The 21,919-nt window shown below is 66.9% G+C and carries 24 protein-coding genes; 13 read left to right on the forward strand and 11 right to left on the reverse strand.

Going from position 1 to position 21,919, the window contains the following annotated elements; genetic code table 11:
• Nucleotides 1–28: 28 nt before the first annotated feature.
• The 8 genes from LH128_RS29070 to LH128_RS29105 form a co-directional block, all read right to left on the reverse strand.
• Complete coding sequence (locus LH128_RS29070) at nt 29–613, reverse strand: F0F1 ATP synthase subunit B family protein (protein WP_008833281.1); 585 nt, start codon at nt 611–613, stop codon at nt 29–31.
• A complete protein-coding gene (locus LH128_RS29075; protein ID WP_008833282.1) occupies nt 606–1,100 on the reverse strand; it encodes a F0F1 ATP synthase subunit B family protein in 495 nt (164 codons plus the stop codon). The genes LH128_RS29070 and LH128_RS29075 overlap by 8 nt, the downstream gene beginning before the upstream one ends.
• A gap of 104 nt (nt 1,101–1,204) precedes the next feature.
• Complete coding sequence (locus tag LH128_RS29080; protein WP_008833283.1) at nt 1,205–1,429, reverse strand: F0F1 ATP synthase subunit C; 225 nt, start codon at nt 1,427–1,429, stop codon at nt 1,205–1,207.
• Nucleotides 1,430–1,477: 48 nt separating this feature from the next.
• A complete protein-coding gene (locus tag LH128_RS29085; protein ID WP_008833284.1) occupies nt 1,478–2,260 on the reverse strand; it encodes a F0F1 ATP synthase subunit A in 783 nt (260 codons plus the stop codon).
• Nucleotides 2,261–2,314: 54 nt separating this feature from the next.
• The gene (locus tag LH128_RS29090; RefSeq protein ID WP_008833285.1) at nt 2,315–2,635 is read right to left on the reverse strand and encodes an AtpZ/AtpI family protein; all 321 of its coding nucleotides are present in this window, start codon (nt 2,633–2,635) and stop codon (nt 2,315–2,317) included.
• A gap of 349 nt (nt 2,636–2,984) precedes the next feature.
• Nucleotides 2,985–3,362: a YdbL family protein gene (locus LH128_RS29095; RefSeq protein ID WP_008833286.1), complete on the reverse strand. Its 378-nt coding sequence runs from the start codon at nt 3,360–3,362 to the stop codon at nt 2,985–2,987.
• A complete protein-coding gene (locus LH128_RS29100) occupies nt 3,362–3,604 on the reverse strand; it encodes a YnbE family lipoprotein (RefSeq protein WP_051211603.1) in 243 nt (80 codons plus the stop codon). The genes LH128_RS29095 and LH128_RS29100 overlap by 1 nt, the downstream gene beginning before the upstream one ends.
• Nucleotides 3,605–3,651: 47 nt before the next feature.
• Nucleotides 3,652–6,930: an intermembrane phospholipid transport protein YdbH family protein gene (locus LH128_RS29105; protein ID WP_327195316.1), complete on the reverse strand. Its 3,279-nt coding sequence runs from the start codon at nt 6,928–6,930 to the stop codon at nt 3,652–3,654.
• A gap of 41 nt (nt 6,931–6,971) precedes the next feature.
• On the opposite strand from LH128_RS29105, the gene radC reads away from it, so the two are divergent.
• The 6 genes from radC (at nt 6,972) to LH128_RS29135 (ending at nt 12,118) form a co-directional block, all read left to right on the forward strand.
• A complete protein-coding gene (gene radC, locus LH128_RS29110) occupies nt 6,972–7,709 on the forward strand; it encodes a RadC family protein (RefSeq protein WP_008833289.1) in 738 nt (245 codons plus the stop codon).
• Between the two features lie 4 nt (nt 7,710–7,713).
• On the forward strand, nt 7,714–8,463 hold the full coding sequence (locus LH128_RS29115; protein ID WP_008833290.1) for an NRDE family protein: 750 nt from the start codon (nt 7,714–7,716) through the stop codon (nt 8,461–8,463).
• Between the two features lie 94 nt (nt 8,464–8,557).
• A complete protein-coding gene (gene purB, locus LH128_RS29120) occupies nt 8,558–9,868 on the forward strand; it encodes an adenylosuccinate lyase (protein WP_008833291.1) in 1,311 nt (436 codons plus the stop codon).
• A 187-nt stretch (nt 9,869–10,055) separates the two neighbouring features.
• Nucleotides 10,056–10,394 carry a LapA family protein gene (locus tag LH128_RS29125; protein ID WP_008833292.1) on the forward strand — a complete coding sequence of 113 codons (339 nt, stop codon included), beginning with the start codon at nt 10,056–10,058 and terminating at the stop codon, nt 10,392–10,394.
• Nucleotides 10,391–11,068: an orotidine-5'-phosphate decarboxylase gene (gene pyrF, locus LH128_RS29130; RefSeq protein WP_008833293.1), complete on the forward strand. Its 678-nt coding sequence runs from the start codon at nt 10,391–10,393 to the stop codon at nt 11,066–11,068. Before LH128_RS29125 ends, pyrF begins: the two co-directional genes overlap by 4 nt.
• 294 nt (nt 11,069–11,362) lie before the next feature.
• Complete coding sequence (locus tag LH128_RS29135) at nt 11,363–12,118, forward strand: SIMPL domain-containing protein (protein WP_008833294.1); 756 nt, start codon at nt 11,363–11,365, stop codon at nt 12,116–12,118.
• Nucleotides 12,119–12,125: 7 nt separating this feature from the next.
• Here the strand turns inward: LH128_RS29135 and LH128_RS29140 are convergent, their stop codons facing one another.
• The gene (locus LH128_RS29140; RefSeq protein ID WP_236727294.1) at nt 12,126–12,485 is read right to left on the reverse strand and encodes a DUF4019 domain-containing protein; all 360 of its coding nucleotides are present in this window, start codon (nt 12,483–12,485) and stop codon (nt 12,126–12,128) included.
• A gap of 113 nt (nt 12,486–12,598) precedes the next feature.
• On the opposite strand from LH128_RS29140, the gene LH128_RS29145 reads away from it, so the two are divergent.
• The gene (locus LH128_RS29145; RefSeq protein ID WP_008833296.1) at nt 12,599–13,240 is read left to right on the forward strand and encodes a phosphoribosylanthranilate isomerase; all 642 of its coding nucleotides are present in this window, start codon (nt 12,599–12,601) and stop codon (nt 13,238–13,240) included.
• Nucleotides 13,241–13,413: 173 nt separating this feature from the next.
• On the opposite strand, the gene LH128_RS29150 is transcribed toward LH128_RS29145, so the two are convergent.
• Entirely contained in the window at nt 13,414–13,881 is a 468-nt protein-coding gene (locus LH128_RS29150) for an outer membrane beta-barrel protein (RefSeq protein WP_008833297.1), read from the reverse strand.
• Between the two features lie 316 nt (nt 13,882–14,197).
• Here LH128_RS29150 and trpB point away from each other — a divergent pair, with 316 nt between their 5' ends.
• The 4 genes from trpB (at nt 14,198) to LH128_RS29170 (ending at nt 17,915) form a co-directional block, all read left to right on the forward strand.
• Nucleotides 14,198–15,436, forward strand: coding sequence for a tryptophan synthase subunit beta (gene trpB, locus LH128_RS29155; protein ID WP_008833298.1), 1,239 nt, complete (start codon nt 14,198–14,200; stop codon nt 15,434–15,436).
• Nucleotides 15,433–15,684 (forward strand): hypothetical protein, encoded by a 252-nt coding sequence (locus LH128_RS29160; protein WP_008833299.1) that lies wholly within the window; start codon nt 15,433–15,435, stop codon nt 15,682–15,684. Before trpB ends, LH128_RS29160 begins: the two co-directional genes overlap by 4 nt.
• Nucleotides 15,684–16,460 (forward strand): tryptophan synthase subunit alpha, encoded by a 777-nt coding sequence (gene trpA, locus LH128_RS29165; RefSeq protein WP_008833300.1) that lies wholly within the window; start codon nt 15,684–15,686, stop codon nt 16,458–16,460. Before LH128_RS29160 ends, trpA begins: the two co-directional genes overlap by 1 nt.
• 138 nt (nt 16,461–16,598) lie before the next feature.
• Nucleotides 16,599–17,915 carry a bifunctional folylpolyglutamate synthase/dihydrofolate synthase gene (locus LH128_RS29170; RefSeq protein ID WP_008833301.1) on the forward strand — a complete coding sequence of 439 codons (1,317 nt, stop codon included), beginning with the start codon at nt 16,599–16,601 and terminating at the stop codon, nt 17,913–17,915.
• 97 nt (nt 17,916–18,012) lie between these two features.
• On the opposite strand, the gene LH128_RS29175 is transcribed toward LH128_RS29170, so the two are convergent.
• Nucleotides 18,013–19,323, reverse strand: coding sequence for an AmpG family muropeptide MFS transporter (locus LH128_RS29175; RefSeq protein ID WP_081798926.1), 1,311 nt, complete (start codon nt 19,321–19,323; stop codon nt 18,013–18,015).
• A 94-nt stretch (nt 19,324–19,417) separates the two neighbouring features.
• Here LH128_RS29175 and LH128_RS32640 point away from each other — a divergent pair, with 94 nt between their 5' ends.
• A complete protein-coding gene (locus LH128_RS32640; protein ID WP_008833303.1) occupies nt 19,418–20,878 on the forward strand; it encodes a pseudouridine synthase in 1,461 nt (486 codons plus the stop codon).
• The gene (gene rsmD / locus LH128_RS29185) at nt 20,875–21,432 is read left to right on the forward strand and encodes a 16S rRNA (guanine(966)-N(2))-methyltransferase RsmD (protein ID WP_008833304.1); all 558 of its coding nucleotides are present in this window, start codon (nt 20,875–20,877) and stop codon (nt 21,430–21,432) included. The genes LH128_RS32640 and rsmD overlap by 4 nt, the downstream gene beginning before the upstream one ends.
• The last annotated feature ends 487 nt before the right edge of the window (nt 21,433–21,919 follow it).

Here is a 21,919-nt window from a genome sequence, read left to right on the forward strand (position 1 = left end):
TTGATCCCACCCGCAAAGGTGCGGAAAATCAGATCCCGGCGATCGCCTGGTCCACCAGCGCCTTGTCGGCGGCGGCGGAATGGTTCGCGGCGATCAGGCCCTTCGCGGCAGCGGCGGCGGCAGCGGCAGCCTGATTGCGCAGCTGGGTCACGGCAGCGAACTCGGCTGCGGTAATCTTGTCCTGCGCCATCTTCTCGCGGCGGGCGATGGTCTCGGTGGTGTCCGCCTCGGCCTTGGCGACGATCGCCTCGGCTTCGTGACGGGCATGGTCGAGCATCGCGGCGGCGTCCTTCTCGGCGTTCGCGATCTTGCTCGCGTATTCCGAACGAAGGACTTCCGCTTCGGCGCGCAGCGACTTGGCTTCGGCGAGTTGGGCCTTGATCTCGGCGATCTTGCCGTCGAGACCCTTGCCGATCATCTTCGGCACGCCTTTCCAGGCCAGGATCGCGAGCAGCACGATCATCGAGCTGCTGACGACCGCGACCGGCGGCGCGAAGCCGAGGAACAGCGGTTCGGCGTGATGCTCGGTCGAAGCGTGCGTACCTTCGGCACCCGTCACTTCGGCGGCTTCATGGTCGAGGCCGTGCTCGACGGCGGCGTTGGCGTCAGCCATGGACCAGGTTCTCCTTCACGGCGCCGCGCACGACGTCGTCGCCCAGCGACAGGCCGGCGATGCGGCTGACGATGTCGCGGGTCGCCTCGGCGGCCACGGTCTCGATATCGTCGGCAGCGGCACGGCGCGCCTCGGCGATGCGGGTTTCCGCACCGGCTAGGGTGGCGTCGATCGATGCCTGGGCAACGGCGAGGCGCTGCTCGGCAGCGGCTGCGGCCTTGGCGCGGGCGTCGGCGATGGTGCCCTGCGCCGAAGCGCGGTTGGCGTTCTCGCGGGTGCGCCAGGAGGCCTCTTCGGCATCGGCCTGGGCACGAGCGGCTTCGGCTGCCTTGAGGTCGGCGGCGATCTGGTTGTCACGGCTGGCGACGGTGTCCATCACCTTCGGCACCATGCCCCGTCCAACGACGAAGAAGGTGATACCGAAGAAGATCAACAGCCAGAAGATCTGGCTGGAGTAGAACTCGCCTAGCTGAGCGATCTGAGGCATGGGTTCAGCCCTGTCTCGAAGGAAGCCGGAAAAAATCTTGCCGGAAATCCCGGCCGCCTCACCAAAGGGTCAGGGCGGCCGGAAATCCGGTCAAACGCGAGCGATCAGGCGAAGATCAGCAGCGCGGCAATGACGAACGAAAGCAGGCCGAGAAGCTCTGCACCGGCGAAGCCGATGAACAGGCGACCCTGCTGGGCGTCAGCGGCGCCCGGGTTGCGCAGCGCGCCTTCGAGGAACTTGGCGAAAACGTTGCCCACGCCGATCGAGGCGAGGCCGGCGCCGATTGCAGCGAAACCGGCTCCGAGCAGCTTTGCAGCTTCTGCGTCCATATCAAAAACTCCCTTTGGTGTGCCCGCAAGTGAGGCGAAAAAAGATGATCAGTGAAGGTTCTCGGCGTCGTTGAGATAGACGCAGGTGAGAAGAGCGAAGACGTAAGCCTGGATGCCGGCGACCAGCAGTTCCAGCGCGCAGATGCCGACCATCAGCACGAAGCTGGGAATGCCGGCGATCGCGAACATGATCGGGCCGTTGTTGCCGCCCGAGATCACGAAGCTGGAGAGCACTTCGAGCAGCACGTGTCCGGCCATCATCGCGACGAACAGTCGCAGGCCGAGGCTGAACGGGCGCACCAGGAACGAGATCAGCTCGACCACGAAGATGATCGGGATCATCAGCGCCGGCGTACCGTGCGGCACGAAAAGCGAGAAGAAGTGCAGCTTGTGCTTGGCGAAGCCGACGATCAGCACAATCGAGAACGACAGCACCGCAAGAACGCCCGTGGCCGAGAAGTGGCTGGTGAAGGTGAAGGCGTGAACGCCCAGCACGCCCAGCGGCATCAGGCCGAGGAAGTTCGCGAAAAGGATGAACATGAACAGCGAGAAGATGTACGGAACGTACTTCTTACCGTTCTTGCCGACGTTCGCGGCGAGCATGCCGTCGATGAAACCGGTGAAGGTTTCCACCGCCATCTGCCAGCGACCGGGCACCAGTTGACGCTTCATGCCGCCCGCAACGAACACGATCAGCGCGAGGGTGGCGATGGCCATCCACAGCGCACTGTTGGTGAAGGCGATATTGTAACCGGCAATGTTCCAGTCCGCGCCCGCCAGCTTTTCAAGCTGGAACTGGTGCATCGGATCGAGCTTCGCTTCGGCTGCCACGCGATTACCCCTGTCGCCTATTGAACTACAGCGCCCCACTCCCCAATTCGCGGGTCAGTCAGGACGCTGGTTCGTAATCCTTAGTATGTTCCTGAAGGCAATACCAATTCCCACGAACAGCATCACCATCAGACTCAAGGCCATATATCCGCTGAAATGGCCGATGAGCCATCCCAGGAACAGACCGCCCGCGACACCTCCCAGCAATTCCGAAAGCACCCGGTTGCCCATGCGATAGCTCGCATCGGTTTCCGCGCCGGCCTTCGGTCGGTTGCGTTCCTCTTCCCGCTCGCGAAGGGCCTTCAGCCTTTCGTCGAGCGAATCGATGCGCGCATCCTCGCCAACAGGGTCTCGTGCAGGTTGCTCGTCGGTCATGTCACGTCCTCCTCACGATGACAGGAACGTTAGACACAAACGACGGCTGCCCGCCAAGAGCACCGGCCCCTTAGGGTGGGGCTTATCCCGAGTCAACCGGGGCGGCGGCTCCTCAGCGCCTGTTGTTGACAGGACACGGGGCGAAGATGCGACACGGATGAAGTAGAACTGCGGCGATCCACCCAATACCGCAATGGCGATGCAGCCGGAATGGACGCGAAAAAGGCCGGAAAAGCGTGCCCGCCTCCGGCCTTTTCTTGATTCGTCAGTGCGGTGACGAAAGTGTTGAACGCCTGTGACCTAGTACTTTTGGCCGCGCCCCGTTTTCACCGCCTCATGGATATCAATGTCACGGGCAGCGCGGGTCCAATTCCGGCGCACCGGCGCCGCGCGTCTTCCACGAACCGTCGAGGCCCTGGTACTTCTCGCCGGGCTTGGTGTCGCGGATCAGCTTGCAGCCGGTGGTGAAGGCGTATTCCTCGATGGTGCTCTTGCCCTGGGCGGCGGTGGTGTAGACCGAGCGGCGCTTGTTGTTGATGTCGCGGACCATGGCGGAGATGTCCCCGCCGCCGCTGATCACGCCGAGATAGCCGTCGCGCTGCTCGCCGACCTGCCCGGCCGCGCGCGCAGCGACGTATTCCGGCGAGCGCTGCGCATAAGCCGTGGACGCACCGGCGACGGCGAGAACCGTTACAGCTGCGGCGGCAATGAAACGAATGCTCGTCATCAGAAAATGCCCTTGTTCTCGTCCACCGTCTTGGCCGCGTCGGCGGCTAGGCGGTAGACGACTTCCTGCCGGATGTTGATGTTGAGTTCGATCACGATCGGCTTGTCGGGGGCTGCAACCTGAATGCAGCCTCCGAGACCGAAAGCGACCGCCATCACCGTCGCGGCCATCATTGCGGCGCGAACGGCGCGCCTGCCGGACCGTGTGCCCACCTGCTGCTCTGTCGAATACCCGTCGATCATCACCGGGCTTGTCGCAGCCGGAGGGCTTCCGGTCAATTCCGAGGGCATCATGGCTTTTTCTCGCTGACTGGAGGCTGAATAGCGCCGGATGGAGCCGAAGTCGGTTTGGGGGGCGCCAGATTGAGCGTCGCATCGGGCGCGGTGGTCGAGCGCGTCCCGTCCGTATTGAGCAGGCCGAGCACCCTCGGGTCCGTCACGTACGTCGGATCGTAGAGCGAACGCATCGAGCCGAACAGGCTGAAGAACGGCGCCTTGATGTTGACGATGAAGCGGAGCGGCAGCTTCGCGATCTGCTTGGTGATGAAGTTCTTGCTGGCGCCCTGCCCCTGGCTGAGCCCGTCGAAGCTGATCTTCGTGACGATATCGCCCGAGAGCGAACCGCCCAGCCCGATCTCCATCTTCTTGTAGTTCACCGACTTGAGCGCGTCGAAGGCGTAATTGCCCATGGCCGACAAGTCCTTGTACGTCAGCGCGCCGACGTAGGAGACGTTGCCGCCGGGATCGCGCGAGCGAAGGAAGCCGTTTTCGATCCGGCCGCCGTTTTCGTCGAAGATGAGCGGAAGCTCGCCGTCGAATATGCCGCTGGCGTTGATGTTGGTGAGTTCGAGATGCTGCACGAAGTCCGCCGCGTCGAGGCCCGTGACGCGCAGCGTGTAGTAGCGTGTTTCCGCCGCCCCGATCTGCATCTTCGCCGGGTCGAGGGTCAGCGTACCGTCCATGAACGGCCACTTTCCGCCGTGGACGATGAGGTTGTAGCCGGGGCGTATCTCGTAGGAGAGCGTGCCGTCGGTCACCTCGATGCCCGGGTTCATGGAGGCGATGCGTACGTTCTGATTCGGCGCGGTAACCATGCCGAGGAGGTCGGTGAACACCACCTCGCCCGACAGCCCCCGTAGCGGACCGAAAGCGGCTGCGAAATCGACGCCGTCAGTGGAGAAGCGGCCACGGCTGGTCACGCTCTTCGGGTTCCAGTCGATCCGCCCGGTGCCGCGCACGACGCCCTTGAGGTCGGACACTACGCCCAGCACCAGCCGCGAGAGCGCGTCGGGCTGCAGCTTGTCGTCGAAGACAATCCCCTCGACGGCGAGATTCGCATGACCGTCGGCCCTCGACAGATCGTGGACGATGTCGGCGCGGACGACCGCCCGGTCGCTGCTCGGCTCGCGGAGCAGGGCCTGCGCGGTGATGCGGTTGTCGGCCAGTTGCAGCGTCGCGTCGCGCGCCACCATCGGCTGGAAGCGTGCCACCTGTTGGCGGTCCACCAGCGTGAACTGTGCGCCCTCGATCGAGGCCACGCCGCTGGCATAGCGCCAGCGGCCCGCAGCCTGCCGCATGTCCAGCGGTACGGCGGCAAGGCTGATGTCGGCCTGATCGAAGGTGCCCGCGATGTCCTTGCCGATCTGCCCGTCGAGATGGCTGACGAGGAAGTGCGATGCGGTGTCCGCCGGGCCAAGCGCCACGTTGATGGCGCTGGCCTTGAGGACACCGGGCCTGCCCCCGCCCATCGCGAAGCCGAGCGGCCCGCTGGCGATCCGGATCGGCGTCTCGCCAAGGTGCCCGGACAAGTCGAGCGCGGTCATGCCTGCCGCGAGCAGCAGGTTGTCGGGGCGCCCTTCCACGATCGCCCCGCCGCGCGCCGGGCACAGGGTGAGCTTGCGCTTGTCGATGGTCAGGTTGGAGAAGCTCAGGGCATCGAACGCGACGTCGGTGCAGCGGCGCCACACGGCGAGCCTGCCGTCCGCGCCCCATCGGCCATCGACCGGAAGCTGCAGGTTGCGCGTGTTGCCGCCCGGAAGATCGCCGCTGAGGACGACCTGCCCGTTGAAGGAGAGCGCGCCGTCTGGCGCCTGCTCCAGCGACAGCCTCGGCACGCCGACCATCGCCGATCCGGCGCGGTAATCCGTCATCGTCGCGCGCATGGCGAGGTGGCCGTCGTCGCCGCTCTCCATCCGCCCCCACGCCTGCGGCAGCCCTCGCCCGCCGGTCGTGAAGTTGCCGTTCACCCTCGGCACGCCGCCCTTGCGGCCGAACATCGCCTGCACGCGCGAAAGCGACAGCACCGACTCGCCGCTGCCGCCCTTCAGCGACCCGCGCGTGACGACGACGCTGAGGCCCTCGCGCGAATTGCGCACGAGGAGGCCCGCATTGATCGTACTGCCACGCATCTCGCGGCCGAGCGCCTGCCGCACTTGCGCCGTGATCGGCGCGCCGAGGGTTCCGGCGGCCGCCTGCTGCGCTGAGAGCAGTGCGCGGTCCACGGTATTGCCAAGCGCCAGTTCCCTGCCGGTGAGGTCCGCGTCCACATCGAATCGCGCGATGCCGCCGGTGGAGCGCGCGCGCCCTTCGAGGGTGACTTCGCGCATCCGCGCCTGCGGCGTGTCGAGTCCGCGCCCGGTAACCCGGTACGTCGCGCTCAAGGCGTTGCCGCGATAGGTGAACCGCCCCGAGCCGCTCGCTCCAGCCAGCTTTTGAACCCCGAAGCGCGCGGCTCCGGCGGAAAGGCCGAGCTTGCCCGAAGCCCCGTCGAGCGCTTCGTCGAGCGTCACGTCCAGTTGCACACCGGCCTTGGCCAGTCGCAGATCCTGCGATGGGCACGACAGGCTGTCCAGCCGCACCGGCCCCTCGAATCGCGGCTTCGCGGCCGAAGTCGTCAACTTGCCGTAAATCGTCGCGCGCCCGGTCGAGCAGCCGCCGCCGGTGAGCGCGGGCGACAAGGCCGCCAGTTCGCCGGAGAACCCGCCGCGCAATTCGCCTTCACCCGCCAGCTTGACGCCGATGCGGCCGTGGTCGCTGTCGATCAGGGCGCGCCCGTCGACAACCGCAAGGTCGAGGTCGGGCATCTCGAACGGCCCGCCCTTGCCGCTGAACAGCGCCTTGTCGAGACTGCCGAAGCTGGCCTTGCCGCCGCGCCACGAACCGTAGAGGCGCGGCTTCACCACGGTGATCCGGCCGATACCGGGAAGTCCCCAGGAAAGGCGCGTCGCCACCCGCAGTTCCTGCACCGTCAGGTCCGGCCGCGCCGGATCGCCGATGACGAGGTTCCGAATCACCTGCTCCGAGGGTCCGATCCGCACGATCTCGTAGCGGGCATCGAGGCCCAGCGAATCGAGTTCGCGCTCGATGAGGTTCGCCGCGATCTCCTCGCGCGATAGCCAGGCAGCACCCAGCGCCGCCGCCAGCAGGCCGCCCACCACAAGCACGGGAGCGCCCCAGCGCCTGCGCCAACTGTGGCCGCTCCGAAAGCGCCCACGCGAAGAAAGGCCCCCGGTAGCGGCCTCGTCGGTGTCCGGGGTCTGGTCGATCTCTTGCGACATCCGATCGTTCACTTGCGCCGGGCGGACGGGAAAGGCAATTGTTTGTACGCAGCATGGACGGACAACCTCCCCTCTTCGATGAACGCCCCCTCCCCCTCAGGGAGGCGCGCGGCGATTTTGCCAATGATTCGAGCGGCCACCGCGCACGGTTGCGCAAGCGGTTGCTCGATGGCGGGGCGGAGGCTCTGGCGGATCATGAGGTCATTGAACTCCTGCTGATGCAGGCCGTTCCGCGCCGCGACATGAAGCCGCTCGCGCGCAGCCTGATCCATCGCTTCGGCTCGCTCGCAGGGGTGCTGCAGGCCGAGCCGCGCGCCCTCGCCGCCCACCCCGGCATGGGCGAGGCCACCGCCGCGGCGCTGCGCGTGGTCACCGTCGCCGCCACCCGCATGGCCCGCCAGAAAGTGCGCGAGGCACCGGTGCTGTCCTCGTGGCACGCGCTCATCGACTACCTGACGATCGATATGGCGCACCTGACGGTCGAGCGCGTCCGCGTCCTCTACCTCAATGCCCGCAACATGCTGATCCTCGACGACCTCGTCGGCGAAGGCTCGATCGACGAGGCCGCGATCCACCCGCGCGAGGTGATCCGCCGCGCGCTCGACCTTGGCGCCACGGCGCTGATCCTCGTCCACAATCACCCTTCGGGCTCGCCGCAGCCGAGCCGGGCGGACATCGACATCACCAACCGCATCGCCGAGGCCGGTCGCCTGCTCGGCGTCTCCGTCCACGACCACGTGGTGATCGGACGCGAGGGCCACATGTCACTGCGTGCCAAGGGACTGATCTGACACCATGTGCGTCGCGGCCGTCGCCTGGGATGCCCATCCCAACTGGCTCCTCGTCGTGGCGGGCAACCGCGACGAGTTCCATGCCCGTCCCGCCGCGCCGCTCGCGCACAGGCCGGACGGCATCATCGCCGGGACCGACCTCACCGGCGGCGGCACCTGGTTGGGCGTCACCGAAGAAGGCCGCTTCGCCCTCGTCACGAACTACCGCGTGCCGGAAGGCTCGCAGCCCGGCCGTCCCTCGCGCGGGAAGCTGGTAACGGATCTGCTGGAGGGCGCGCTCCCGGACACGCTGACCGACGCGATGGCGCAGATGAATCCGTTCAACCTGATCCTGGCCGATACGGGCGAGGCCTCGTTCCTCACCAATCACCCGCAGGTCGAGGCGCGGCCGCTGTCTCCGGGAATCCATGGGCTGTCGAACGGCGGTTTCGACGTGCCCTGGCCCAAGACGCTGCAGGTGGGGGAAGCGATCGAACGGTGGCTGGAAAATGGATCGTCCGATCCCGCGCCGCTCCTCGACGCGCTGCGCGACGAGACACCCGCACCGGCGCCCGCACGCCCCGAACTCGGCCCCGAACCGCGCTTCGCGCCGGTTTTCATCCGCGATGCGACTTACGGTACGCGGTGCAGCACGGTGATCATGATCGACCGCGCAGGCCGGGGCGCGATCGCCGAGCGCAGCTTCGATGCCGACGGTGCCCGCACCGGCGACGTCCGGATCGACTTCGCCTGGCCCGGCATCGGAAGCCGGTAGATCGCCGCGCAAGCGCCTTGCCTTTCGCGCCCGCGCCGCCTAGCGGCACCGGCACGAATTGGCCGCTACCCGCGTCAGCTGCAAGGAGTCGAACATGGTCCCCCGCTACGCCCGCCCCGCGATGACCGCGATCTGGGAACCCGAAGCCCGCTATCGCATCTGGTTCGAGATCGAGGCCCATGCTGCCGTCAAGATGGGCGAGATGGGCACCGTCCCCGCCTCCGCCGGCAAGGCGCTGTGGGACTGGTGGGCGACCAGCCCGAAGATCGACGTCGCCGCGATCGACGCGATCGAAGCCGTGACCAAGCACGACGTCATCGCCTTCCTCGACTGGGTGGCGCAGCAGGTCGGCCCCGAGGCGCGCTTCATGCACCAGGGCATGACCAGTTCCGACGTGCTCGACACCACGCTGAACGTGCAACTGGTCAAGGCCGCCGACATCCTGCTCGCCGACCTCGACGCCCTGCTCGCCGCGATCAAGCGCCGCGCCGAGGAGCACAAGTACACCCCCACCATCGGCCGCAGCCACGGCATCCACGCCGAGCCCGTCACCTTCGGCCTCAAGCTCGCCGAAGCCTATGCCGAGTTCGCCCGGTGCCGCATGCGCCTCGTCTTCGCGCGTGAGGAAATCGCGACCTGCGCGATCTCGGGCGCGGTCGGCACTTTCGCCAATACCGACCCGGCCGTGGAACGGTACGTCGCCGACCAGCTGGGCCTCGGGATCGAGCCGGTCTCCACGCAGGTCATCCCGCGCGACCGTCACGCGATGTTCTTCGCCGTGCTGGGCGTCATCGCCAGCTCGATCGAGCGCCTTGCCGTCGAGGTCCGCCACCTGCAGCGCACCGAAGTCCTGGAGGCCGAGGAATACTTCTCGCCCGGCCAGAAGGGCTCGTCGGCGATGCCGCACAAGCGCAACCCCGTGCTCACCGAGAACCTCACCGGCCTCGCACGCGTGGTGCGTTCGGCCGTCGTCCCCGCCATGGAGAACGTGGCGCTGTGGCACGAGCGCGACATCTCGCACTCCTCGGTCGAGCGCTTCATCGGCCCCGACGCGACGATCACCCTCGACTTCGCTCTGGCGCGCCTGACTGGTGTGATCGACAAGCTGCTGATCTATCCTGCGCGCATGCAGAAGAACCTCGACCGCATGGGCGGCCTGGTCCACTCGCAGCGCGTGCTGCTGGCGCTGACGCAGGCGGGCCTGACCCGCGACGAGAGCTACCGCCTCGTCCAGCGCAACGCGATGAAGGTGTGGGAATCGGACGGCCAGCTCTCGCTGCTCGAACTGCTCAAGGCTGACCCCGAAGTCGCTGCCGCCCTTCCGGCCGAAGTGATCGAGGACAAGTTCAACCTCGACTACCACTTCAAGCACGTCGACACGATCTTCGCCCGCGTGTTCGGCTGAGCCGATCGTCGTCCCGGACTTGATCCGGGACCGCTGGCTGTCTTTAGATGCGCGCTGTCGATAAGGCGCCTGGCCGAGAGCAATGTTGTTCTCGGCCAGCGGTCCCGGATCAAGTCCGGGACGACGGCGGAATCCCTTCCCTTGCGGAAAATTCACGCCTAGCATCGCCGGGAAAGCAGGAGGAACAATGCAGGTCATCCGCACCATCGCATGGGTCGTGCTCACCGCCGTGCTCGTCGCATTCATCGCGATGAACTGGACCAAAGTGCCGGTAAACTTCTGGCCTCTGGCAGACGGCAACTACTTCCACTTCGAATGGCCGGTCGGCGTCGTCGCGCTGCTCTTCTTCGGGCTGGGCATGCTGCCGGTGTGGGCTTACCTGCGCGCCGTGCGCTGGCGGCTCAACCGCCGCATCGCCAGCCTCGAGAACTCGCTGCGCGCCACCTCGATGCCCTCGCTCGCCGAAGCGCACGAAGCCGTGCTCGTCACCCCAATCGAAACCCCGTCGGAAATCGAGAAGTCATGAACCGCAATCCCGTCTACCTCGCCCTCGACCTCCCTCGCCTCGACGCCGCAGAAGCGCTGGCGCGCAAGGTCTCGGGCCATATCGGCGGGATCAAGCTGGGCCTCGAATTCTTCTGCGCCCACGGCCACCACGGCGTCCATGAACTGCACAAGGTGGGCCTCCCCATCTTCCTCGACCTGAAGCTGCACGACATTCCCAACACCGTCGCTGGCGCGATGCAGGCGATCCACGTGCTGCAACCCTCGATCGTCACCATTCACGCCGCCGGTGGCCGCGCCATGATGGAAGACGCCAAGGCCGCCGCCGGTGAAAACTGCAAGGTCGTCGCCGTCACCGTGCTCACCAGCCTCGACGGAGACGACCTCTCCGCCATCGGCGTGAACGCCAACCCCTACGACCAGGCCCTGCGCCTCGCCGACCTCGCTCACTCGGCGGGCCTCGACGGCATCGTCTGCTCGGGCCACGAAGTCGGCGCGGTGCACAAGCAGTGGAAGGACGGCTACTTTGTCGTCCCCGGCCTGCGCCCGGCAGACGGCAAAGTCGGCGACCAGAAGCGCACCGTCACCCCGCGCGAAGCCCGCGATGCAGGCGCCAGCGTGCTCGTGATCGGACGGCCAATCAGCCGCGCGGAGGATCCCCTCGCAGCGGCGAAGGCTATCGAGGCTACTCTTTAAGAACGGAAAAAGAGGATTCTGGGGCCATCGCCCCAGACCCCTTTACTGTCATCGTTGTGCGCGCAGCAGCGTCGCGTCCACATTGCGCCGCAGGCTATTGGTCTTCCAACACAGCCTCATTGCCGTACGATGCTGCGCGCCCGACCTCGACGGGTCACGGGGTGCAGGGGTGGTAAACCCCTGCTTCCTCCTCTGCTCACCTTAACATTCGCACACTTCACCGTTCAGCCCTTCGCAACCTCGCTCCGTCCAGATCGTTGTCCACCGAACAACCCCCGGGAGTGCGACCCCATTATGAAGACCCTGAGCCTGCTCGCCGCCACGGCTATGGCAGCATCCGCCCCTACCGCCTTCGCCCAGCAGGCCCCTGCTCCCGCCATCGAGGCCGGGCACACGATGCTCACCGTCACCGCCGAAGGTTCGTCCACGCGCGAGCCCGACATGGCGAACTACAGCGCCGGTGTGACCACGCAGGGCACGACTGCCAGCGAGGCGCTTTCGGCCAACTCGGCGCAGATGACCAAGGTGATCGCCGCGCTCAAGCGGGCCGGGATCGCCGACAAGGATGTCCAGACCAGCAACCTCAACGTCAATCCGGTCTACGCCCAGCCCAAGCGCCTGCCCGATGGCTCTTACGAGGACGACGGCCAGCAGCGCATCGTCGGTTACCGTGCGAGCAATTCGGTCTCGGTCCGCCAGCGCAAGTTGCAGGACATGGGCAAGGTGATCGACGCGCTCGTCACCGCCGGTGCGAACCAGGTCAACGGCCCGAACTTCATGCTCTCGCAGCCCGAGGCGGCGATGGACGAGGCGCGTGTCGAGGCGATGAAGTCCGCCCGTGCCCGCGCCGAACTCTATGCCAAGGCATCGGGCCTGCGGGTCGCGCGCATCGTCTCGATCAGCGAGAGCGGCGGTTATTCGCCGCAGCCGGTGATGTTCGTGCGCAAGGAGGCCCGTGACATGGTCGCCGCCGCCGCGCCGCCGCCGGTCGCTGCGGGCGAGTTGGAGATGAACGTCAATGTGACGGTGCAGTTCGAACTGGCGCCGTGATCGACCATCAATTGACCATCATCTCGTTCGATTGAATGTGATAGCCGACGAGCGCGAGCTTGTCGGCTTCACTTTTTCGGAACACGAATTGCTCGGTTCCACTACCGCGTTCGAACACGGTTTCGTTGGTTGTCGTGGTGAAGCTGCCGATGGTGCTGGCGTTGCGGTTCCAGCCGACCTGCTTGCTCGACTTCACGTTGCCCAGCTTGCGATGGACCGCGTCGAGCAGGGCGACGAACTGCTTCTGTGTGGTGGCCTTGCGCATGTCCGGCCCGGTCGCATCCCAGATCGCCTGCGAGCGGCCTGCGTCCAGCGCCTGGTGGAAACGGACCACTTCTGCGTCGGCTTGCTGGATCGACTCCTTCACGCTGCAACCGCCGAGCATTGCCGCTGCGAGGAATGGCATTAGATAGCGGCCCAACCGATTCACTTCACGTCCTTCATTTCATGCAGGACCGCAGCTTAGGGCAAGGCGCGCATATGCCAACAGCGGCAATCAAGATTTGCGGTATCAGCACCGCCGCTTCGCTGGAAGCGGCCATCCGCGCCCGCGCCGCGCACATCGGCCTGGTGTTCTTCGCCAAGAGCCCGCGCGCGGTGAGCCCGGTGCAGGCGGCGCAGCTTTCGGCGCGCGCGGCGGACCGAATCGGCCGCGTCGGTCTGTTCGTGGACGCCGACGACGCGCTGCTCGGCGAGGCCGTGGGCGCGGCGAAGCTCGACGCGCTGCAACTCCACGGGTCCGAGACGGCCGAACGCGCCGCGCAGCTGCGTGCCCGCTTCGGCATCCCCGTATGGAAGGCATTGTCCGTCGCCACCTCAGACGACGTCACCCGCGCGAACGCCTACGCGGGCGCCGCCGATGTTGTCCTCTTCGACGCCAAGACGCCCAAGGGCGCCCTGCCCGGCGGCATGGGCCTCAGCTTCGACTGGGGCCTTGTCGCGAATTGGAAGGGACCGCTGGCATGGGGCCTCGCGGGGGGCCTCGACCCGGCGAACGTCGCCGAGGCCATCCGGCTGACAGGAGCGCCGCTGGTCGATACCTCCTCGGGCGTGGAGAGCGCGCCGGGCGTGAAGGACGAGGCGCGCATTGCCGCCTTCTGCGCGGCGGTTCGATCGGCCTGACCCAACCTTTCGTCATTGCGAGCGTAGCGAAGCAATCCAGGGCGACTCAACAAGATTGCTCTGGATTGCTTCGCTACGCTCGCAATGACGAAGGCCAGACGAAGAAAGGGGCGGCCCGTCGGACCGCCCCTTTCCTGGCTTACACTGCTTTCGCAGCGATCAGATCCGTGGGATCAGAACTTGACGCCCACGCCCACGAGGCCGCGGTCGGCGTCGGGGGTGTTGTCGCCGACCAGCAGGTGCTGGTATTCGGCCTTCACGTAGTAGCGCGAGCCCATGTCCTGCTGGACGCCGCCACCGACGCCCACGGCACTGTTGCAGTACTTGCAGTTCTTCGATTCCCAGTCGGCCAGCGCGTAGACCTTGGTGCCCGGGATCGGCTGCACGCCGATGCGGCCGCCAGCGCCCCACGAAACGCGGGTGTTGTCGGTCAGGATCTTGTCGGCCGAACCCTGCACACCCACGAAGAGCTTGTCGCCCAGGTCGTAGTCGTAGCCGGCGGCGACACCTGCAACTGCGTCGCTGTTGCTACCGTCCCAGATCACACCGCCGCGTGCTTCGACGCGAGCCTCGTTGGCCAGGGCGGGAGTGGCAGCGGCCACGGCAGCAACCGCGGCGAGCGAAACAAGTGCAATACGCATATTATATAACTCCAAGTATTCCTGCGATCCCGACCCTCATCGGGGTTATCGTCGGGAGCCCCGCCGCTGGACCCCGTCACCTTTCAGTCAGATGAACGGTAAATTCTTGGAATCGTTCAAAACGTCACAAAACTGCAGTTTATGCCGGTTAGGTGCTTTTGCCGATTTTCAGTTGCATTGTTTGCAATTGAATGTCCGCCAGGCGATCACCAAGCCCCTGTAGGCACCCATGGTTTTCCGGCGTTCCCGGGGCAAACATGGCCCCTCTCCTCAAGGCGTCTGGACAAGCGCGGGGGGGTCTGCCAAGCGCCGGATCATGACCGTTCAGAGCCCCAATTCGCTTCGTTCGTACCCCGATGAGTCGGGTCACTTCGGCCAGTTCGGCGGACGCTACGTCGCCGAGACGCTGATGCCGCTGATCCTCGACCTGGAAAAGGAATACCGTGCCGCGAAGCTGGACCCGGCGTTCCAGGCCGAGTTCGACGATCTGCTCAAGAATTTCGTCGGCCGCCCCAGCCCGCTCTATCCGGCGCCGCGCATCACCGAGCATTTCCGAAAGCTCGCGCCCGAGGGCAAAGGCCCGAAGATCTACTTCAAGCGCGAGGATCTGAACCACACCGGCGCGCACAAGATCAACAACTGCATCGGCCAGGTTCTGCTCGCCATGCGCATGGGCAAGACCAAGATCATCGCCGAGACCGGCGCGGGCCAGCACGGCGTCGCCACCGCCACCGTCGCGGCGCGCTTCGGCCTGTCCTGCACGATCTTCATGGGCGCCAAGGACGTCGAGCGTCAGGCGCCCAACGTGTTCCGCATGAAGCTGCTCGGCGCCGAAGTGGTGCCGGTCACCAGCGGCGCGGAAACGCTCAAGGACGCGATGAACGAGGCGCTGCGCCACTGGGTCGCCAACGTCCACGACACCTTCTACATCATCGGCACCGCCGCAGGTCCGCACCCGTACCCGGAACTCGTCCGCGACTTCCAGAGCGTGATCGGCACCGAAACGCGCGAGCAGATTCTCGAAGCCGAAGGCCGCCTGCCCGACATGCTGGTGGCGGCCGTGGGCGGCGGATCGAATGCGATCGGCATGTTCCACCCCTTCCTCGACGACGCGGACGTGGCGATGGTCGGCATCGAGGCCGCCGGTCACGGCATCGAGAGCGGCCAGCATGCCGCCTCGCTGATGGGCGGGCGTCCGGGCATCCTCCACGGCAACAAGACCTACCTGCTGCAGGACGAGGACGGCCAGATCACCGAGGCCCATTCGATCAGCGCCGGTCTGGACTATCCCGGCCTTGGCCCCGAACATTCGTGGCTGCACGAGGCGGGCCGCGTGAAGTACGTGCCGATCACCGACACCGAGGCGCTTGAAGCGTTCCAGCTGTGCTGCGCGCTGGAGGGCATCATCCCGGCGCTCGAAAGCGCCCACGCCCTCGCTGCACTGCCGCAGCTGACGGCTCAGCTGGACGCGGACAAGCTGCTCGTCGTCAACGTCTCCGGGCGCGGCGACAAGGACATCTTCACCGTCGCCGAGGCGCTGGGGGTCGAGCTTTGAAAAAGGGCGGGTGGCAACGGTCGCTGATCGACGCCGCCGTGCTCTGGATGGCGGTGTTCCCGGCAATCAAGGTCCTCGCCGACCTCGTCCGGGTGCGCTCCTTCGACCTTTCGGGCGCGGGCTATTACTGGGCCTTCGCCTTTCGAGGAAGCTGGAGCGACATCGCCGTCAGCCTCGCCTACCTCGCCGTTTTCGTCGGCCTGACCGCCGCCATTCTCCGCTATTCCGGAAAGACGCTGTTCTCCTGATGACCCGCTTCGAAACCGCTTTCGCCAAAGGCCCCGCGCTCGTCTGCTTCATCACCGGGGGCGACGGCGACACCGCATCGAACCTCGACGCGCTCGTCGCGGGCGGCGCCGACGTGATCGAGCTGGGCATGCCCTTCACCGATCCGATGGCGGACGGTCCGGCGATCCAGGAAGCCAACTTGCGCAGCCTCGCCAAGGGCACGCGCACGGCCGACATCTTTCGCATCGCCGCCGAGTTCCGGCAGCGTCACCCCAACGTGCCGCTGGTGCTGATGGGCTACGCCAACCCGATGACCATCCGCGGCCCCGAGTGGTTTGCCGAGGAATGTGCCAAGGCCGGCGTCGACGGCGTGATCTGCGTCGACATCCCCAGCGAGGAAGACGCCGCCCTCGGCCCGGCGCTGCGTGAAAAAGGCGTGTCGCTGATCCGCCTCGCCACCCCGACCACCGACGCCGCGCGCCTGCCCAAGGTGCTGGAGGGCTCCTCGGGCTTTCTCTACTACGTCTCGGTCGCGGGCATCACCGGCATGCAGCAGGCGGCGCAAGGCTCGATCGAGGACGCGGTGGCGAAGCTCAAGGCCGCCACCGACATTCCCGTTGCGGTCGGCTTCGGCGTCCGCACGCCCGAACAGGCGGCGGCGATTGCGAAGGTCGCGGACGGCGTGGTCGTCGGCTCGGCCTTCATCGATATCGTCAAGCAGCATGGCGATGCCGCGCCCGGGCCGCTGCAGGACTATACCGCATCGCTCGCCGAGGCGGTGCATTCCGCTCGATAGAGCCAAGCCGATGGGGCTTCGACAAGCTCAGCCTGAGCGGTGTTGGAGGCTTACGCCACTTCCGCTCACCCGGAGCTTGTCACAGGGTCGGACACAGCCTCTCGAAGCCCCCACGCGCAAGGCGCCGTCGAGGACACCATGAAAGACTTCGCCGTGTCGGACTCCCCCGCCGTACAGGCCCAGCTCGATCGCCTTGCCGCGCTGTCGCTGCCGCAAGGCCGCATCGGGCTTGAGGCGATCCGCACACTGCTGGCGCGCCTCGGCGATCCGCACTTGCGCATCGCGCCCGCGTTCCACGTCGCGGGCACCAACGGCAAGGGGTCGACCTGCGCCTTCCTGCGCGCGATCCTGGAGGCGCAGGGGTACAAGGTCCACGCGATCACCAGCCCGCATCTGGTGCGCTACAACGAACGCATCCGCATCGCGGGCGAACTGGTCGGCGACGACGAACTCGCCAGCCTGCTGGCCGAAGTGCTGGACGCGGCGCACGATCTCGAAGTCAGCTTCTTCGAGACGACGATCGCCGCCAGCTTCCTCGCCTTCGCGCGCCATCCGGCGGACGTCTGCGTGATCGAGGTCGGCCTCGGCGGCCGGTTCGACGCGACCAACGTGCTGCCCGCACCGCTGGTCTGCGGCATGGCGACGCTGGGCATCGACCACGAACGCTTCCTCCTCGCCCCCGAGGACGGCACGCCCGCCGAGCCGCTCACCCGCATCGCCTTCGAGAAGGCGGGCATCCGCCGTCCGCACGTGCCGCTGGTGACGCAGAACTACCCGCACGAAGTCGCCGCGTTCCTGCAATCCCTCGCCGCTTCAGAGGACGTACCGCTGCAGTCGCGCGATGCCGAGTGGAAGGCGCAGGTCACCCGCGACGCCATCTGGTTCGAGGACCGCCACGGCTCTTTGACCCTCCCCCTGCCCGAGATGCCCGGCGCGCACCAGGCGGACAACGCCGCCCTCGCCGTCGCCATGCTGCGCGCGCAGGATGTGCTGAAGATTGATCCTCACGCCTTCGCCGAGGGCATCCGCGCCGCGCGCTGGCCCGCGCGGATGCAACTGCTGGGCGACGGGCCGCTGACCGCGCTCGTCCCCGGCACGCCGGTCTGGCTCGACGGCGGGCACAACCGCGACGCGGGGCTGGCGCTGGAAGCATTCCTGCGCGAACGGGGGCAGGCGCCGCATCTGATCCTCGGCATGATCGCGGGCAAGGACCCCGCCGCGCTGCTCGATCCGCTCCACCGCCTCGTCGAAAGCGTGACGCTGGTGCCGGTGCCGGGGCATGACTGCCACCCGCCCGAGGCGTTCGCGGGCTGGTCGCTGCCGACGTCCTCCGCGCCGGATGTGGCGACGGCGCTGCGCGATCTGGAAAAGCTGGCCCCACGCGCCGTGCTGATCGCGGGTTCGCTCTACCTTGCGGGCGCGGTGTTGCGGGACAACGGCGAAGTGCCGGATTGAGGCGAAGGCGATCCCATCCCGCTGCGACTAGGCGATAAATCGCCAAGTCTCGCTCCCCTCCCGCTTGCGGGAGGGGTTGGGGGTGGGCCTTCTGCTGTTACTCTACCTCGCCCGCAGACCCCAGCGCCTGATCGACGAGCCCTGTCCGGCTCAGCCACCAGAACAGCGCGATGCCGGGCAGCGACGCCACCGTGGTGAGCAGGTAGAAGTTCACGTAGCCCATGGCCTCGATCAGCGCGCCCGCCGTCGTGCCGGTGGCGAGCCGCCCGACGACGCTCGCTCCGGCCGAGATCAGCGCATACTGCGCCGCCGTGTAGCGCAAGTCGCACAGCGCCGAGAAATAGGCGATCACCACGACGCCGCCGTAGCCCGAGGCGATGTTCTCGAAGCCGATGGCGCCCGCCATGCCCCAGTTGCTGTGCCCGGCCGCAGCCAGCGCCGCGAAGCTGAGGTTCGACACACCCATCAGCACCAGCGAGAGCATCACCGAACGCTTGAGGCCCATGCGCGCATAAGCGACGCCGCCGATGAACACGCCGATCATGTAGGCCCAGAAACCCAGGCCGATGTCATAGATCGCGATCTCGTCGTTGCTGAAGCCGAGGTCGTCGAACAGCAGGCGGAAGGTCAGGTTCGCCAGCGTGTCGCCGATCTTGTGGACGAGGATGAACAGCAGCACGAGAAACGCGCCGTTGCGGCGGAAGAACTCCCCGAACGGCCCGGCGATCGAGGACCAGACTTCGGCCAGCCCCTTCTTCTCGACCACCACCTTGCGGCGCTCCGGCTCGCCCAGCACCAGTGCGGTGAGCATGGCGGGCAGCGCGAAGACGGCGCATGCCGCATAGCCCACGCCCCAGCCGTAGCGCGCCGAAAGCACCAGCGCGAGCGCGCCCGCCCCCGCCGAGCCGATGCGCCAGCCGTACTGGCTCATGCCCGACCCGGTGCCGAGCTGGTAGGGCTTGAGCGTCTCGATGCGGTAGGCGTCGATGACGATGTCGAAGCTGGCGCCCGCCACGCCCACCAGCACGGCGGCGAGCACGGTCGCGCCGATGTCCGCCGCCGGATCGACCAGCGCGAGGTTGAGCACCGCCGCAATCACGGCAACCCCGCAGACCAGCATCCACGAGACGCGCTGCCCCATGCGGTGCAGGACCGGCAGGTGCACGCCGTCGACGATCCAGGCCCAGAACACCTTGAGATTGTAGACCAGGAACGCCAGCGTGAAGGCGGTAACGGTCTTCTTGTCGATCCCGTCCTGCGCCAGGCGCGTGGTCAGCGTCGCGCCGATCATCGCATAAGGAAAGCCCGAGGACAGGCCGAGCATGAACGAGGCGAGCGACTCCCGCTCGAAATAGGGCTTGATCGAATCCCCGACGCTGCGACGCTCTGCGATGGTATCGGCGTCCACGCCGGTCTCCTCATTTGCGGTTGCCGCCAACTTAGCGGCGGCGATCCGTAAGGGAAGGCTGGATGAAGCGGCGATCAACAGGTATGGGCCACGCATGTCCAAACCTCCCAGCAAGTCTTCAGGCGGCAGATCAGGCGGCTCCGGCCGTGGCCGCGATTCCGGTTCCTCTTTCGGCGCGGGTCCGCGTGGCGGCTCTTCGCGAGGCGGTGCATCGCGTGATGGCGGCCCCCGCTACAACGCCGGAAGCGGCAGTGCACGTGGCCGCACCGGCCGCGATGACGGTCACGACGCGCCCCGCGGCGACGCTCCGCGCGGCGGACGCGGGCGCCGTGAAGCCCCCCGTATCGGCAGCCGCGAGGACTTCCGCAATGAATTCCCGCGCCGTGGCTCCAGAGACGGTGGGCGTGACGGCGCCTCCCGCGATGCTGGTCCGCGCGATGCCGCTGCCCGCGATGGCGCCCGTACCGGCGCCCCGCGTGGCGATCGTCCGCGTGAGGATACCCCGCGTGGCGGTTCCTACCGCAGTGGTCCGGGGCGCGACGGCGCGCCGCGTTCAGAGCGTGCGCAAGGCGGCGGATCGCGCGATGCGACCTATCGCAGCGGACCTGCACGTGATGGCGCCCGCTCCGATTCCCGCGACGGCGAACGCGGCTATCGTCCGCGCCGCGACGATCGCGCATTCGGCTCGGATCGCGGCCCACGCCCTGCCCGCCCGACCGGCCCGCGTCCCAACCTCAAGCCCGGCGCCGCCCCGCGCGCCGCCGCGCCGACGCCCAAGGACCCCTCGCTGCCTGCCCGCGAAGGCGAGCGCGTCGCCAAGCTGCTCGCCCGCGCCGGCGTCGCCAGCCGCCGCGAGGTCGAGCGCCTGATCATCGAAGGCCGCGTCACGCTGGACGACGTGGTGATCGAAACGCCCTCGACCGTGCTCACATCCTTGCGCGGTGTCGCGGTGGACGGCAATCCGATCGCGGAAGCCGAAGGCACGCGCCTGTTCCTGTTCCACAAGCCGTCGGGCCTCATCACCGCCGAGCGCGATCCGGCGGGCCGCCCGACGATCTACACCGCGCTGCGCAACGCCCTGCCCGAAGGCACCGGCCGCGTGATGCCGATCGGCCGCCTCGATCTCAACACCGAGGGCCTGCTGCTGCTGACCAACGACGGCGAGTTCAAGCGCCAGCTCGAACTGCCCGCCACCGGCGTGCCGCGCACCTACCGCGCGCGTACTTTTGGCGACATCACGCAAGAACAGCTCGAACAACTGATGGAAGGCATCGAGGTCGACGGCGTGATCTACGGCAAGATCGACGCCAACATGGAGCGCCGCACCGGGCGCAACCAGTGGATCGAGATGACGCTGACCGAAGGCAAGAACCGCGAAGTGCGCCGCGTGCTCGAAGCGCTCGGCCTGCAGGTCAGCCGCCTGCTGCGCACCGCCTACGGCCCCTTCCGCCTCGGCGACATGCCCAAGGGCATGGCCGGTGAAGTCTCGCAGCGCGACCTCGAGAACTTCCGCAAGAGCCTGCCGAGCCAGAATCCCACGAGAACGCAGGCATGAGCGGAAACCTGCGGATTATCGCGGGCGAATGGCGCGGCCGCAAGCTGGCCGCGCCCGAGGGCGACACCACTCGCCCCACCGCCGACCGCACGCGCGAAACGCTGTTCTCGATGCTGGTCAGCCGCCTCGGCGATTTCGAGGGGCTGAAAGTGGCGGACCTGTTCGCGGGCTCGGGCGCGCTGGGGCTGGAAGCCCTGTCGCGCGGGGCGGCGCACTGCCTGTTCGTCGATCAAGATGCAGGCGCGATCCGGGCGATTCGCAAGAACATCGCCAACCTGCAGGCGCAGCCGCGCAGCGACGTGCGCGCCTCCTCGGTGATGTCGCTGGGGACCGCAAAGGAGCCGCTCGACCTCGTGCTGCTCGACCCGCCTTACGATACCGGCGCGGGTCAGGTGGCGGTGGACAAGCTGGCGCGGCTCGGCTGGATCGGCGAAGGCACCTGGGTGAGCCTCGAAACCGGTAAGGGTGAAAGCGTGGCGATCAAGGGCTTCGAAGCCGACGCCACGCGTGATGTCGGCAAGGCCAGGCTGCACCTCCTGCGCCGTACATCTTGACATTTATAACCAAATAGGATATATGCCCCAACATCCGAGCGGTGATGTACAAGCCGCTTTCGGTGTATCGGGTCGGCGTCGTGGGCCGGGATGCGGTTTCAGCCGTGATCGCGCAAACCACGCGTCCGTTCGAAGACCCGGACTGTCTCTGCGCTACCGGAAACGCCGTCCATACGTTCCTGCGACACACGGCAGGACTTGGGACGGCCATCCCGGATAGCCTTCGGCCGATAACGATGCGAACCCTAACGACGGCCACATGGGACTTTCCGATGGAATACAGGTCGAGCCGGGCTGCACCGTGAGTTACCCGGCCGCTCGCCAGAGCTTCACGGAAAACAAAACCCCGCGTCCCGGTGAGGACGCTCCCGACGCCGACCCGATGTTCACTTCGGATGCGTTGATTTCCCCGGCGTAATGGCCCGCACTCGCCAGCGGGTATTTTTGCGTGACCCCGCTGCACGAACGACATCGTCATCCCAGCGAA

It is taken from the genome of Sphingomonas sp. LH128 (genome assembly GCF_000293195.2).
In the GTDB taxonomy this organism is placed as follows: Bacteria; Pseudomonadota; Alphaproteobacteria; order Sphingomonadales; family Sphingomonadaceae; genus Novosphingobium; species Novosphingobium resinovorum_A.

Excerpts from the sequence above, each read along its gene's own strand:
- LH128_RS29090 (WP_008833285.1), bottom strand. The coding sequence starts at position 2,635 with ATGACCGACGAGCAACCTGCACGAGACCCTGTTGGCGAGGATGCGCGC.
- LH128_RS29125 (WP_008833292.1), top strand. The coding sequence starts at position 10,056 with ATGCAGGTCATCCGCACCATCGCATGGGTCGTGCTCACCGCCGTGCTC.
- LH128_RS29170 (WP_008833301.1), top strand. The coding sequence starts at position 16,599 with ATGAAAGACTTCGCCGTGTCGGACTCCCCCGCCGTACAGGCCCAGCTC.
- pyrF (WP_008833293.1), top strand. The coding sequence starts at position 10,391 with ATGAACCGCAATCCCGTCTACCTCGCCCTCGACCTCCCTCGCCTCGAC.
- LH128_RS29135 (WP_008833294.1), top strand. The coding sequence starts at position 11,363 with ATGAAGACCCTGAGCCTGCTCGCCGCCACGGCTATGGCAGCATCCGCC.
- trpB (WP_008833298.1), top strand. The coding sequence starts at position 14,198 with ATGACCGTTCAGAGCCCCAATTCGCTTCGTTCGTACCCCGATGAGTCG.
- LH128_RS29075 (WP_008833282.1), bottom strand. The coding sequence starts at position 1,100 with ATGCCTCAGATCGCTCAGCTAGGCGAGTTCTACTCCAGCCAGATCTTC.
- LH128_RS29095 (WP_008833286.1), bottom strand. The coding sequence starts at position 3,362 with ATGACGAGCATTCGTTTCATTGCCGCCGCAGCTGTAACGGTTCTCGCC.
- LH128_RS29145 (WP_008833296.1), top strand. The coding sequence starts at position 12,599 with ATGCCAACAGCGGCAATCAAGATTTGCGGTATCAGCACCGCCGCTTCG.
- LH128_RS29080 (WP_008833283.1), bottom strand. The coding sequence starts at position 1,429 with ATGGACGCAGAAGCTGCAAAGCTGCTCGGAGCCGGTTTCGCTGCAATC.
- LH128_RS29070 (WP_008833281.1), bottom strand. The coding sequence starts at position 613 with ATGGCTGACGCCAACGCCGCCGTCGAGCACGGCCTCGACCATGAAGCC.
- LH128_RS32640 (WP_008833303.1), top strand. The coding sequence starts at position 19,418 with ATGTCCAAACCTCCCAGCAAGTCTTCAGGCGGCAGATCAGGCGGCTCC.
- trpA (WP_008833300.1), top strand. The coding sequence starts at position 15,684 with ATGACCCGCTTCGAAACCGCTTTCGCCAAAGGCCCCGCGCTCGTCTGC.
- LH128_RS29150 (WP_008833297.1), bottom strand. The coding sequence starts at position 13,881 with ATGCGTATTGCACTTGTTTCGCTCGCCGCGGTTGCTGCCGTGGCCGCT.
- purB (WP_008833291.1), top strand. The coding sequence starts at position 8,558 with ATGGTCCCCCGCTACGCCCGCCCCGCGATGACCGCGATCTGGGAACCC.
- rsmD (WP_008833304.1), top strand. The coding sequence starts at position 20,875 with ATGAGCGGAAACCTGCGGATTATCGCGGGCGAATGGCGCGGCCGCAAG.
- radC (WP_008833289.1), top strand. The coding sequence starts at position 6,972 with ATGGACGGACAACCTCCCCTCTTCGATGAACGCCCCCTCCCCCTCAGG.
- LH128_RS29100 (WP_051211603.1), bottom strand. The coding sequence starts at position 3,604 with ATGATCGACGGGTATTCGACAGAGCAGCAGGTGGGCACACGGTCCGGC.
- LH128_RS29115 (WP_008833290.1), top strand. The coding sequence starts at position 7,714 with ATGTGCGTCGCGGCCGTCGCCTGGGATGCCCATCCCAACTGGCTCCTC.